Source organism: Vibrio sp. Vb1026, assembly GCF_033338745.1.
Classification (GTDB): domain Bacteria; phylum Pseudomonadota; class Gammaproteobacteria; order Enterobacterales; family Vibrionaceae; genus Vibrio; species Vibrio alginolyticus.
Genome location: NZ_JAWOTH010000005.1, coordinates 35,856 through 48,604 on the forward strand (window position 1 = coordinate 35,856; position 12,749 = coordinate 48,604).

General features: G+C 45.5%; 12 protein-coding genes. 5 read left to right on the forward strand and 7 right to left on the reverse strand.

Annotated features, from left to right (window positions below; all coding sequences use genetic code 11):
* Positions 1-30 precede the first annotated feature (30 nt).
* Positions 31-669, reverse strand: a complete 639-nt coding sequence (locus R7E47_RS10010; protein WP_005379640.1) for a flavin prenyltransferase UbiX — start codon at positions 667-669, stop codon at positions 31-33.
* Positions 670-674: 5 nt separating this feature from the next.
* Positions 675-2,033: a UDP-N-acetylmuramate:L-alanyl-gamma-D-glutamyl-meso-diaminopimelate ligase gene (gene mpl / locus R7E47_RS10015; RefSeq protein WP_171345712.1), complete on the reverse strand. Its 1,359-nt coding sequence runs from the start codon at positions 2,031-2,033 to the stop codon at positions 675-677.
* Between the two features lie 312 nt (positions 2,034-2,345).
* Here mpl and fbp point away from each other — a divergent pair, with 312 nt between their 5' ends.
* Both fbp and ppa read left to right on the forward strand, forming a co-directional pair.
* Entirely contained in the window at positions 2,346-3,362 is a 1,017-nt protein-coding gene (gene fbp, locus R7E47_RS10020; RefSeq protein ID WP_005383114.1) for a class 1 fructose-bisphosphatase, read from the forward strand.
* Positions 3,363-3,489: 127 nt separating this feature from the next.
* A complete protein-coding gene (gene ppa / locus R7E47_RS10025) occupies positions 3,490-4,020 on the forward strand; it encodes an inorganic diphosphatase (RefSeq protein WP_005379635.1) in 531 nt (176 codons plus the stop codon).
* A gap of 73 nt (positions 4,021-4,093) precedes the next feature.
* On the opposite strand, the gene R7E47_RS10030 is transcribed toward ppa, so the two are convergent.
* From R7E47_RS10030 to R7E47_RS10045, 4 genes are read right to left on the reverse strand one after another with little or no spacing between them, the layout of a single operon-like run.
* Positions 4,094-4,456, reverse strand: a complete 363-nt coding sequence (locus R7E47_RS10030) for a DUF2799 domain-containing protein (RefSeq protein ID WP_017633454.1) — start codon at positions 4,454-4,456, stop codon at positions 4,094-4,096.
* Between the two features lie 49 nt (positions 4,457-4,505).
* Positions 4,506-4,853: a gamma-glutamylcyclotransferase gene (locus R7E47_RS10035; RefSeq protein ID WP_005379626.1), complete on the reverse strand. Its 348-nt coding sequence runs from the start codon at positions 4,851-4,853 to the stop codon at positions 4,506-4,508.
* Positions 4,854-4,897: 44 nt separating this feature from the next.
* Entirely contained in the window at positions 4,898-8,662 is a 3,765-nt protein-coding gene (locus tag R7E47_RS10040) for a translocation/assembly module TamB domain-containing protein (protein WP_171345711.1), read from the reverse strand.
* Positions 8,659-10,371 carry an autotransporter assembly complex protein TamA gene (locus R7E47_RS10045; protein ID WP_005383121.1) on the reverse strand — a complete coding sequence of 571 codons (1,713 nt, stop codon included), beginning with the start codon at positions 10,369-10,371 and terminating at the stop codon, positions 8,659-8,661. Before R7E47_RS10045 ends, R7E47_RS10040 begins: the two co-directional genes overlap by 4 nt.
* 167 nt (positions 10,372-10,538) lie before the next feature.
* Between R7E47_RS10045 and msrA the strand changes: the two genes are divergently transcribed.
* Positions 10,539-11,177 (forward strand): peptide-methionine (S)-S-oxide reductase MsrA, encoded by a 639-nt coding sequence (gene msrA, locus R7E47_RS10050; RefSeq protein ID WP_182015965.1) that lies wholly within the window; start codon positions 10,539-10,541, stop codon positions 11,175-11,177.
* Positions 11,178-11,247: 70 nt separating this feature from the next.
* Here msrA and R7E47_RS10055 read toward each other — a convergent pair whose 3' ends face one another.
* A complete protein-coding gene (locus R7E47_RS10055) occupies positions 11,248-11,448 on the reverse strand; it encodes a DUF1107 domain-containing protein (RefSeq protein WP_005379612.1) in 201 nt (66 codons plus the stop codon).
* A gap of 215 nt (positions 11,449-11,663) precedes the next feature.
* On the opposite strand from R7E47_RS10055, the gene R7E47_RS10060 reads away from it, so the two are divergent.
* Positions 11,664-12,215, forward strand: a complete 552-nt coding sequence (locus R7E47_RS10060) for a YtfJ family protein (RefSeq protein WP_213869768.1) — start codon at positions 11,664-11,666, stop codon at positions 12,213-12,215.
* Positions 12,216-12,441: 226 nt separating this feature from the next.
* On the forward strand, positions 12,442-12,741 hold the full coding sequence (locus R7E47_RS10065) for a DUF2607 family protein (protein ID WP_005379608.1): 300 nt from the start codon (positions 12,442-12,444) through the stop codon (positions 12,739-12,741).
* Positions 12,742-12,749 lie beyond the last annotated feature (8 nt).

The window sequence follows — 12,749 nt, forward strand, 5'->3', positions numbered from 1 at the left end:
TAAAGGTATTTGAGTGGTTACACAATCAGCTCACGAGCGCTGGTCATAACCCCAACGAGGCACCAAACCTTGCTCAATACCTAAGTGGTCAAGAATTCTCGCCACCATAAAATCCACTAAGTCTTCAATACTCTTTGGCTGATGATAGAAGCCTGGAGCTGCTGGCATGATGGTGACGCCCATTTGCGACAGTTTGTGCATGTTCTCCAGATGTAGCGTTGAAAATGGTGTTTCGCGAACCACGAGCAACAGCTGCCCGCGCTCTTTCATTACCACATCAGCGGCCCGCTCGATCAAGTTATCTGACATACCATGCGCAATCGCTGCAACGCTTCCCGCAGAACATGGGCAAACCACCATTTGCTTTGGTGCAGCAGAACCAGACGCAACCGGTGAGAACCAGTCATCTTTACCGCAAACGGTGATGTTATTTCGATTGCAGTTCAGGTGCTCTACCAATGCTTGCTGCGCCGCTTCTGGGCCACTTGGTAGCTTAAGATTATGCTCGGTTGCCATCACAACACGAGCCGCCGAAGAAATCAGAACGTAGACATGATAATCCGCCGCAACCAAGCATTCTAAAAGACGAAGGCCGTAGGGAGCACCAGAAGCACCCGTTAATGCCAACGTGATGGCTTTTTTATGAGAGGGTTGTGTTTTGTTTTGCATATCAATCAGGCTTTTTGTTTTAACTGCTCAAGAAGTTTTCCGTGAATACCACCAAAGCCACCGTTGCTCATGACTAGAATTTGGTCACCTGGTCGCGCACGTTCGACGATCTTGGCTACAAAGTTATCTATATCGGCATCGACAAACGCTGGCTGCTTGCATTGATCAGCAATGTCTTGCACAGACCACTCGATATTATCTGGCTGGAACAAGAAGACTTCATCTGCACTGTGTAGTGACTCTGCAAGTGTATTTTTGTGTACACCACGCTTCATGGTGGCAGAACGCGGCTCTAACACAGCAAGGATGCGTTTTTCACCTACCTTGTTACGCAAACCACCGACAGTAAGTTCAATTGCCGTTGGGTGATGCGCAAAATCATCGTAAACCGTCACACCTTGTTCTTCACCTTTCAGCTCTAAACGGCGCTTGGTATTGATGAAACGCCCTAATGCCTGGCAAGCAAGATCCGGAGTGACTCCAACATGTCGTGCAGCAGCGATTGCCATCAGCGCATTATCCACATTGTGGTCACCCACCAAATTCCATTCGACGGTACCAACCTTCTCACCTTGCAACGCAACGTCAAATTTTGAGCCATCAAGCACTAATTTGTGCGCTTGCCAGTCGCCATCAACACCTGAAAACTGCTTTTCTGTCCAGCAACCACGCTCTAATACATCCGCTAACGCTTGATCCTGCCTCGGCGCTAAGATCAATCCATTGCCCGGTACAGTTCGCACTAAATGATGGAATTGGCGTTTGATCGCTTCTAGATCATCGAAGATGTCGGCATGATCAAACTCAAGATTGTTCATGATTAAAGTGCGAGGATGGTAATGCACAAACTTAGAACGCTTATCGAAAAAAGCACTGTCATATTCGTCCGCTTCAACGACAAAAAACATACTTTCACCCAAACGAGCAGACACTCCGAAGTTACCGAGTACCCCACCGACTAAGAAACCCGGTTGATAACCACAATCTTCAAGTATCCAAGCAAGCATGCTCGACGTGGTCGTTTTCCCATGTGTACCCGATACCGCCAATACCCAACGATCATGCAGCAAAAACTCGTTGAGCCACTGCGGGCCAGAGGTGTAACGCATGTTAGTGTTGAGCACATGCTCGACACAAGGGTTGCCACGGCTCATCGCATTACCAATCACCACAAGATCTGGTTGAGGGTCGAGTTGAGACGGGTCAAAGCCTTCAATAATTTCAATACCTTGAGACTCAAGCAGTGTGCTCATTGGCGGATAAACGTTGGCATCAGAACCAGTGACTTTATGTCCTAATTGGCGCGCTAGAATCGCTGCGCCGCCCATAAATGTGCCACAGATACCCAAGATATGAATGTGCATAAACTAAACCTTGTAATGCGTTTTTTAATGCTTTCATTATCGCGATTACCGCCTGAAAAGCGAGTGACTTTAGCCTTCTTCTTGCAGTCCCTTTCACAAATATGACAAGGTTGAACACAGACTGTACAACCTCTTGCTTACTGATGAATCCCTCAAACAAGTCTACAAATAAATTGAGATCTCAAACAGTTACTTCATTACCATTAAAAAGATCTGCGACTTAAACTTACATCCAGCGCAATCGTTTAACATCCATAAAGAGATGCTCACTTGCGCACTACCCCCAATGAAATGAAAATGTAAGGATTAACCATGTCAGGACTGCGCACCCTAGGCGAGTTCATTGTCGAAAAACAAGCGGATTTCCCCCACGCTAGCGGTGATCTATCATCCCTTTTAGCCTCCATTCGTTTAGCTGCAAAAATCGTTAACCGCGAAATCAACGCAGCGGGTCTCGGTGATATCACTGGTGCTGTAGGCACGGAAAATGTCCAAGGTGAAGATCAGCAAAAGCTCGATGTTTACGCGAACGATAAGTTCAAAGCCGCGCTTGAAGCTCGTGATCAAGTGTGTGGCGTTGCCAGTGAAGAAGAAGACGAAGCAGTTGCGTTCAATAAAGAACTCAACCAAAACGCCAAATATGTAGTACTGATGGACCCACTTGATGGTTCTTCTAACATCGATGTGAACGTCTCTGTTGGTACTATCTTCTCGATTTACCGTCGTGTTTCTCCAATCGGTACTCCACCAACTGAAGAAGACTTCCTACAACCTGGTCACAAGCAAGTGGCTGCGGGCTACGTGATTTACGGCTCCTCCACCATGTTGGTATACACAACTGGTAACGGCGTAAACGGCTTTACTTACGACCCATCTATCGGCAGCTTCTGTCTTTCTCATGAAAACATGATGATTCCTGATGATGGTAAGATCTACTCCATCAACGAAGGTAATTACATTCGTTTCCCTCAAGGGGTGAAGAAGTACATCAAGTACTGCCAAGAAAACGTGCCAGAAGACGGTCGCCCATACACTTCTCGCTACATTGGCTCGCTGGTTGCTGATTTCCACCGCAACCTACTGAAAGGTGGTATCTACCTTTACCCAAGCACACAAAGCCACCCACAAGGCAAGCTACGCCTGCTTTACGAATGTAACCCTATGGCATTCCTCATTGAGCAAGCTGGGGGCATTGCATCGGACGGCGTGAATCGCATTATGGACATCAAGCCTACTGAGTTGCACCAGCGTGTACCTTTCTTTGTGGGTTCGAAGAACATGGTTCGCAAAGTTGAAGAGTTCCTTGAACTGCACCGCGACGAAGAATAATTTCAGACCTTTGTCCAACGCGGCAGGTGTTTACCTGTCGCGTTTTTGTCGCTAAAGTGAAACGCGAATTTATCATCAGATGAAGCCGCTTTTGTGTGACTCATCGTTAATGAAAAGGAATATTCTAATGAGCTTAAACCATGTACCAGCAGGCAAGTCGCTGCCTGAAGATATCTATGTCGTTATCGAAATTCCTGCAAATGCAGATCCAATCAAGTACGAAGTAGATAAAGACTCTGGTGCTGTATTTGTCGACCGTTTCATGTCTGCACCAATGTTCTACCCATGCAACTATGGCTACGTGAACAATACCCTGTCTCTTGATGGCGACCCAGTCGACGTATTGGTACCAACACCATACCCACTCATGCCAGGTTCAGTCATTCGCTGCCGTCCTGTTGGCGTTTTGAAGATGACAGATGAATCGGGTGAAGATGCAAAAGTGTTTGCGGTTCCCCACTCAAAAATCTCGAAAGAGTACGAGCACATCCAAGATGTGGACGATATCCCAGAACTACTGAAAGCGCAGATCACGCAATTCTTTGAGCGTTACAAAGAGCTTGAAGCAGGCAAATGGGTGAAAGTGGATGGTTGGGCAGATGTTGCTGCCGCCAAAGCTGAAATCCTAGAATCTTACGAACGAGCTCAGAAAAAATAAGCATCACTGCTGATACAAAATTAAAAAGAGCTGCTCTAGGGCAGCTCTTTTGCTTTCATCTTACCTGTGTCAACTAGATAGGTGCGCCTGCTGAAGACATTCGTCCAGCGTCGTAGTCATGTTGAAAGAAGGGGTCAACATCATCACAAATGCCAAAATACGGCCGCCCGATAACACCGAGCATATAAGCACTTTGCTCACAATACTCTTGTTTGCCTTGCTGGTAACCCGCTTGATAAGCCATTATCAGTTCTGGCGTCGCATGGTTAACATCATCCAGCTTCGCAATTCGCTCCTCAGATAACTCCCGTAATCCATCTAAAGCTGACTGCTTACCAAACACTTGCCAATCGGTCACATTATTCGAAGTCGGTAGTGTTGTTTGTGCGCATGCAGCAAGAAGCAACGCCATTACTCCAATTACGAATGCTTTCATCGTGACTCCTTAGTGTTTAGCTCGTTGCTATTGATAATGTCAGTATAGCTCACACCTTTTGACACCAATCTCCGGAAGCGATTTCTTCGGTTAGCTGCTCAGTATCTTGATATAAGTAGATCCAAGCTTGGCCAAAAGGCGTAACGATGCTCTCTCGGCGATATTCCACTGGCACATCTTCTAACCTATCTAGCTCAGATAAGGTTTCACTGTCAATCAGGTACACTTCACCTTGAATCGAGCGTTGCCCATCAGACAACGCTGGATAAGGGCCTAAGTCATACATTGCAAATTGAGCATCCGTTTCATGTAAACCAAGAAACTGCGCCGAGCGCAAATACTGATGGTTGTACTCTCCCTTGCGTAACGTGCCGTAGACAAAAATCAAATGCTGCATAACCACTCCTTAGTCATGACTGTGTATGCTTAGGTTAAAGCACTTTAATCGAACTCAAACTGATAGAGTAGGTCAACGGCGCTATCTACACCAGATACCGCTTCTAAATACAAGTCTTGCATCAATCGGTAACGCACAGTGAACTCACCTAGGGAGTTAAAGATGCCGACACCATATTTCACCTGCAAACCTGGCAGAATATAACCACTCACCGTCACTTGCGAATCATCGCCCGACCCAGCAGTGTCCAACTGTAAATCCTGTACGCCAAAGGCTTCACCGATTTCACCAACCACACGACCACTCTTCGCCAAGCTTAAACCAATTAAGGTAGTCGTCATTGCATTACCACCGGCTTCACCATCAATATCTTGACCACGAAGTAGATAAGAAAGTGCATTGGCTTGGTTCATCGCGGGCTCTGAGAAAATTTCTATACTCGGATCAGATGCTGGGCCTGACACTTGTACCCCCGCAATGACATCATCTTGGGTATTGTCTGGATTACGAATCGCTTTGATAGACAAGTAAGGTTGATCTGGTGGACCATTCATCAGAATCTTACCTTCTTTAATCAATAAGTCCTGACCAAACGAACGATAAGAACCGTCGACAACATTCACTTCACCAACGATGAAAGGACCTTTGTCTTTTTGTGTCACGTTTAGGTTCCCTTTCAACCCACCTTTTAAACCAAAAGCGGCAAGTTGGAAGTCATCACCAATTTTAATGTTGATGTTCGTTTCCACATCAAACGGCATCGCAGCCACATCGTCCACTGGCTGCAAGTTTTTATCGAGAATAACGGTATCACTCGATACGCCTACCGCACTTGGTGGAAGCTCTTCGACGACAATTCTGCCCCATGGCAAATTAATATCACCCTCAATTTTCGCAAGCTGAGGAGTCACATCTATTGTCATGTCAGGCTCAACTTTGATTTTTACCATTGGGGGCAAATCAACATTGAGCTCTTTAGCAAATACACGCGCTTTAGTGCGCCAGTTCTGTAAGTCCTGCCAGTCGGCATCACCGGTAACGTTCAACTCACCATCCGGGGTTAAAATTCCAGCATCCAAGTCCGCTTGATGACCTTTAAAGTTGATGACGACCTGTCCTGAGTTTATATCTATCGGTGTGACTTCACCCTGTAGCTTCATTTGGTCAATCAAGAACTGACCGTTCACCTTCGGATGCATAACGTCACCTGATATCGCTAGGTCAGTATTCATGTTTGCTTTAAACAAGCTGTACTCACCAATCAACGGTGCCAAGAAGTCCAAGTGGAACGTAGAGAGTGAAACCTTACCATCAATAGTGGGCTTTTCAGACGAGACATTCAGTAAAGAAACCTTACCAGACAAGTCACCGTTATCTTTCACATCAAATAGCCACTCGGCATCAAGCTTGTCTTTCGCTAATGCTACTTTAAAGTTGAAGCTTTCCCAACCGACTTTAATTGGCTGTTCAAGCGCTTGTTCAACTTGGCCTTTTGGCATATTGACACTTAAGGTTACTTCAGGCTTTTTCTCTGGTGCCCATTTAGCAAAAGCCTGTGCATTAACCGAGCCTTGCAGCTTGGTTTCTGGCGGCAGGAATTGTTTGATTTGGTCAAAATCAAAATCATTGATGGCTAACTTCGCCTGGCCACTCTTACCGACACTAATGTCTTCGGTTAGACATACGCTCGACTCCGCTTGCAACCAACAATGCGCTTGAACGTTCGCGATCTGTTTGTCGATATTGACCTTCACCGCGGTCGATTTTTGCAACGCCCACGGGCCTTGTTGCGAGCTCAGCGTCAAGCGGCGCAGCGCCCCATCCCAAATCATTTCTGGTTTCTGCTGGAATGTCCCTTCAATTTCTAAACTGGTCGACACCAGGTCAGACACTACATCGAGCGTAAGTTGATGCAGTTTTTCATCCCCAGAGACTTCAAGGTCAGCACTATCAACTTTTATGTCGTCATAGGTAATGTTGTTCGCAATTAGGCTTATGTTCGCTTTTGGTGCTGGCAGAGGCTTCACATCACCCTTTAAGGTGATCGTTTCTACGTTCGCCTGTTGCTGCCAGTTTATCTGATTTAAAGCGAGATCAAGATTGATGTCTGGTTCTTTCAAGCTACCACGTAGTGCGACTTTACCTTGCATTTTACCTGCAAGATCCGGAACACTTTTCGCAAAATCAGGGAAGTTAACCTCAACATCCATCAGAATTTGCTTATCGATCTTACCCTTTGCACTCAGTTGGTTCGGGCCATGAGAAAGCGCTAAACCCTGAGTGGTAAGTTGGATGTCTTCGCCTTTGCCGTTCTTATCAGACGCTTCAAGTTGCCCTTCAACATTCAGCGGATAACCTCGCAAAATGCCGTCAATGTCTAACTTAGGCAAACTGACTTGCCAACCGCCTTGTTCTGTTAACGACCCCGAAGTCGAAAGATTACCGCTGATATCCCCTTCGGCTTCTTTCCACTGCAATCCTGGTTGAATGTTCTTCAGGTTTAAGTCAGCTTGCCAGTTGATTGGCGCGGCCCAATTGGCCATGACTTTCCCAGAGAGTTCGCCCCCTAAGGTTTTCACTACAAGGCTTTCGAGGTCAATTTGCTCTAACGTACCTTTGCCGTTTAGTGCGACATCAACGGCGGGAATATCTTTGCCCGAAGCTTTGGTTTCTAATGCGACTTCGTAGCCATCAAGTGAGCCTTTTGCCGCCAAGCTTGGTACAGAAACCTGGTAATCGCTTTGTCCAAATAGCGGCCATTGCGCCTGTACATTTTTAATCGCGACATCAAACGGTAACTGCGTTTTAAGCGGTTGAATATCTCCTTTGATCTCCGCTTGTACAAGCTCAGAAAGCGTAGCATTTAGTGACAAATCACCAACCGAACCCGAGACCGAAAGCGACAGTTTTTGTCCCTTAGCATCCGCGTGCTTCACTAACGCGTCCAGTTGCGCTTTGATAGGGTAATCAGAAGAAAGCGTCACTTGTGTGCTCAACTTGCCTTCCACTTCTGGCATGTCGAGCTCTAATGTTTTGACATCAACACGTTCACCGCCTGCTCTTGCAACCAAACCAAGATGATTGACGATCACTGGCGTTTCACCCGCCAGTTTGAAATTGTGAATATCAAGACGACGCGCTTCCACCGTCAGCGGAATCCATACTTCGGGTAACACAATATCTTGCGGCGTAGCATCGGCTTCTTTCGGCTCTTCAACAACCGCTTCAGGTTCAGCTTCACTTGGTGCTAAAGCCACATTAATGTCTTTCAACGCGGTAGGTGCGATCACCAAACGATCGCCTTGCATCGACAAAGCGGTCGAGAATGTTTGCCAATCAATTTGATTGCCCAGCACATTGACATTGATATCATTAAAGCTGACTTTATTAACAAAAATTGGCACTGGCGTACTGATAGAACGCAGTGGTGGTGTTTCCTCTTGCTCCTCGCTTGCTGGCGGTAGCTCAGGCATCTTAAAGTCAAGCCCCTGCAGTCTTAACTCATCGACACAGACCTTAGGGTCAAAGAAACAGCGGAAGTTCACTGCCAAAGCTAAACGCTCGACTTTGGCGTCGATATTCAAAGACTCATCGACAAAACTGACGTTATGCAGTTCGAAGCGAGGAAACAATGAACCCTGCACTTTTTCAATCTGCAATTGTGGTAATGCTTTTTCAGCTCCCCACAAGGCAAACTTGAGGCCTGGGTGGGTAAACAAAACTGTCGCGACAATAATGATGAGCAACAGCAATAGACCAATCAAACTGAGCGACAGCCATTTGGTCCACTTAAACATCATTTTGATCATAGCTCAGGCCCCAATGAGAAGTGGATACGAAACTCTCGTTCTGGTTTTGCATCCAACCCCCATGCAAAATCAAAACTAACAGGGCCCACCGGAGACGCCCAGCGGATACCAACACCAGCACCTGATTTCCAATCTGGTGTTTCATTAAACGCATCACCAATATCGTAAAACGTTGCAGCCCACCAGTTTCCATAAACACGATATTGGTATTCTAATGTACTGCTAACAATGTATTTACCACCCGTCAAAGCACCACTCTCATCCACAGGTGAAATAGATTCATAGCCGTAACCACGAATATTATTGTCACCACCAGCGAAGAAACGCAGCGACGGTGATAGTTTTTCAAGTTCATCGGTAATATTCGCACCACCTTCTAAGCGGAACAAACCACGATGATTCTCTCCAATACCACGAATCCAAGAAGTCGAGCCAATTAAGCGGAGCACTCTAGTTTCAGAAAGCATAGCGGTATCACCATACTCAATAGTGATGCTTTGCTTGTCTCCCCACATTGGCATATTGCCCCCTCGAACCCTAGTCCGAGAAAATGTCGCACCTGGAAGTACGAAGTTGAATTCATCATCTTGTAAACCTTGCGTAAAGCTCTCGTACAAATGACGAACATAAACGGTATTATGCCAACCACCGTCTGCTAACCAATGACGCTCCACTGCAAGGTTAGACTCGATACTCTGCGTGTCACGGTTGTCTAGGTTTTTAAGCCCATATTGAACTTGATAATAATCGTTAGCGACATCTTCTAAAGGAATTTTGTAAGAAGCAGTCACGGTTTGCTCTGGCTTAGATAGGGATAAAGCAGTGTTGAAACTGTGTCCTCGGGAGCTCACCCAAGGTTTCTTCCACTTCAACGTTCCTCGAACGCCAACATCCGTTGAGTAACCAATACCCGTCTCGATCTGATTCTTCGAAGCAGGAGATAAAGACACTTTAATTGGCAAGTCTCGGCCATCATCAAGCCTATCCAATTCAGGCTCAACAAAAACTGAGGAAAACCACTCCGTATTTGATAGCTTCTGGTTAAACTCGCCCAGCTTCGAAACGTTGTATGGGTCCCCTTCTTTAAAAGGTTGTAGTGATGCGACACGGTCTTCCCAGATGTGGTTGCCAATAAAAGAAACGTCGCCAAAATTGAAACGTATTCCACTGCTGTAGTGCAAACGGACATTAGCTTCGTTCAGATCAGGGATAACCTCTAATCGACTTAGCGTAAACTCACCATTGAAGTAACCACGCTGAAGCGCCAAGTTACGAATGCCTGACTTAAGGCTGTCGTATTGGCCTTGATTCAAAACTTGACCAACTTTGAGCGGAGAGCGCTCAATAAGTTTTGCAAACTCTTCATCGTCCTTGGCCTCTCCAGTGATGACCACATCCATGACTTTCACTTTCACTGGCAAGCCCGGCTTGATGAGCACAATTAACTCATCATTCGCTTCAGGAATAGAGTATGAAATTTTTGCATGATAATACCCAAGCGCGTTAAGCGCTTCAGTGATACTTTGATCTAATCTCGCTTGAAAACGCAGAGAAGTGGAGTAATCCTTCTCTGGAATAGATGATAGATACGCACTGACATTCTCTTCTAAAGCGCCATCAATGCCTTTCAAAGTCAAAGAAACATCGGCATAGGCACCATGAGAAAAGGCAAACAGGCCAACAATGGTGGGGAGAGCTTTTTTTATCATGCTTTTATGGCTGAATGAGGTTAAATAAACGTAAATAATGATAACGCCAATTAGATTCTAAGTCTGTAATATTAATAGGTTTAACGCGGTCTATGTCATCACAGCATCAGATACAGACGAAATGAAAAAGTTCGCAAATTTAAGACACGTATTGAAGGACAAATACCATGCTCAACAAACAAACATTGATCAGTATAGAAGATGCCTTGCCAGGTAGAGATCAACCAATGCAGATTGACGATCATCATTTTGTAAATAAATCTAACCTAAAGGCGCCTCTGACGTCACACCAACAGCAGATTTTGCTCGGAATGGGCTGTTTTTGGGGCGCTGAGCGCGTATTTTGGCAACTCGACGGCGTTGTATCTACTTCGGTCGGTTACGCTGGGGGGTACACACCCAATCCCACCTATGAAGAAGTCTGTACGGGTAAAACGGGTCATACAGAAGTCGTACGAGTCGTTTTCGATGAACGCGTCATCTCATTAGAAAATCTACTGGCTGTTTTTTGGGAAAAACACGACCCAACTCAGGGAATGCGTCAAGGTAACGACTTAGGTACTCAATATCGTTCTGCAATTTACACTTATTCGACGGAGCAGCTCGAGAGCGCAGAGAAATCGAAACTCTTGTATCAGCAAGCACTGCAAGAAGAGCAGCGCGCGAACATCACCACCGAAATACAACCAGCAGGTCCGTATTACTTTGCGGAAACCTACCACCAGCAATATTTGGCGAAAAACCCTGATGGTTACTGTGGCATCGGAGGAACGGGAGTTTGCTTCCCACCAAGCCTCCAAGGATAAACCTAACCAGCAACAAAAAGAGCGACCGATATGGTCGCTCTTTTCTAAATCTAAGTGGGTACCAAGCTAACTAAGCCGATAATGATGCTATCACTTGGTTGACTTCTTTAAAGATGGTGAGCCTTTTATGATCGTTGACGTCAGGTAGTAACACTTTGCCATTGTCGAACTGAAAACAGCCAACCCCAACAATAAAAAACTGACCTTTGAACAACGTTTTAACAAAACGGGCCACTTGTAATGGTCGATATACAGCAAACTCACGTAGCATAACTCACCTCAATTCCTTTGAGAAAACACGGATTGCTTATTTTTCCTCTGCAATCTTAATGCGCAATTTGCGACGGAACTCATTTTAGCAAATTCTAAATATAACGCAAGATTACACCACTCCATACGTTAAATAAATGTTACCAACGGTCCTACAAATTTCTAGGTTCTGGATATATACTGGAAGCTTCCAAACCTCGTACGGAATATAACAATATGAAAACTAAGACTCTCCTACCTCTATTACTGGCCTTAACGCCAAGCTTGACCTTTGCACACAACTTGTCAGTGGGAAAAAGCGTTCCTCCTGTCAATGTTGCCGCTTACGGCGAGATTGTTTTACAAGGCGAAGGCGTTGCATACCAGCCCTGGGCAACTCAACATATGCAAGGCAAAGTTCGTGTCATTCAAGCCATTGCAGGCCGTAGCAGTTCAAAAGAGATGAATGCCCCTTTAATGTCGGCAATAACAGCGGCAAATTTTCCACAAGAAAGCTACCAGACCACAACTATCATCAACCAAGATGATGCAATTTGGGGGACAGGCTCTTTCGTGAAGTCTTCAGCTCAAGACAGCAAAAAAGAGTTCCCATGGTCATCCATGGTTCTTGATGAAAATGGCGTAGTTGCTAATACTTGGGACCTGAAAGAAGAAAGTTCGGCCATTATTGTTCAAGACAAAACGGGCAAAGTTCTGTTTGTCAAAGAGGGCGCACTTGAGCAAGATGAGATAACAAAAGTCATTGAGCTTATTAGACAGAACATCTAGCTTCATTGAATGGCTCCTTGTTCTTGTTGTAAGGAGCTATATGAATTTGATTAGAAGCATGGGCAGTGACAACTCTGCTCTTTATAAGTGCGACACTTCCACAGAGAGTATTACCAATATTTTTCGGCACGTATGTGTGGAGTTAAATTTTTCTGCTAGCCAACAAAAGAGTGAACTTTTATTCATTATGGGTGTTATATTATAACAGTCGGTAAGAGGAGCTCAGATGTACCACCACCAGCAAAAAACACTAAGATATTGGTATCGCACTGCTTTATTTTTCAGTGTTGCGTTGCTGATCGCTTGGAACTTTGCGGTTGTACTCCATCAAGTCGATCTGACGCCCGACCATCATACCCATCATCATTGCCAATTATTTTCTGGTGTTCAGCACGGTATAGCAAAGGTACAGCCTACCCTCTCTACACCGACTTTTACGCGCGCCCAGCATCATCATGTTTTTTTGCATCTCGTGTACGGCGAAGAAGTTCTTGGCGCTGCTCGTGCCCCTCCTTATTTTGCTTAATTTCCAAA

Bases quoted from the DNA above. Each gene is read 5' to 3' on its own strand.
- R7E47_RS10065 (WP_005379608.1), top strand. From the start codon at position 12,442: ATGTACCACCACCAGCAAAAAACACTAAGATATTGGTATCGCACTGCT.
- R7E47_RS10035 (WP_005379626.1), bottom strand. From the start codon at position 4,853: ATGCAGCATTTGATTTTTGTCTACGGCACGTTACGCAAGGGAGAGTAC.
- mpl (WP_171345712.1), bottom strand. From the start codon at position 2,033: ATGCACATTCATATCTTGGGTATCTGTGGCACATTTATGGGCGGCGCA.
- R7E47_RS10030 (WP_017633454.1), bottom strand. From the start codon at position 4,456: ATGAAAGCATTCGTAATTGGAGTAATGGCGTTGCTTCTTGCTGCATGC.
- ppa (WP_005379635.1), top strand. From the start codon at position 3,490: ATGAGCTTAAACCATGTACCAGCAGGCAAGTCGCTGCCTGAAGATATC.
- R7E47_RS10045 (WP_005383121.1), bottom strand. From the start codon at position 10,371: ATGATAAAAAAAGCTCTCCCCACCATTGTTGGCCTGTTTGCCTTTTCT.
- R7E47_RS10060 (WP_213869768.1), top strand. From the start codon at position 11,664: ATGAAAACTAAGACTCTCCTACCTCTATTACTGGCCTTAACGCCAAGC.
- fbp (WP_005383114.1), top strand. From the start codon at position 2,346: ATGTCAGGACTGCGCACCCTAGGCGAGTTCATTGTCGAAAAACAAGCG.
- R7E47_RS10055 (WP_005379612.1), bottom strand. From the start codon at position 11,448: ATGCTACGTGAGTTTGCTGTATATCGACCATTACAAGTGGCCCGTTTT.
- msrA (WP_182015965.1), top strand. From the start codon at position 10,539: ATGCTCAACAAACAAACATTGATCAGTATAGAAGATGCCTTGCCAGGT.
- R7E47_RS10040 (WP_171345711.1), bottom strand. From the start codon at position 8,662: ATGATCAAAATGATGTTTAAGTGGACCAAATGGCTGTCGCTCAGTTTG.
- R7E47_RS10010 (WP_005379640.1), bottom strand. From the start codon at position 669: ATGCAAAACAAAACACAACCCTCTCATAAAAAAGCCATCACGTTGGCA.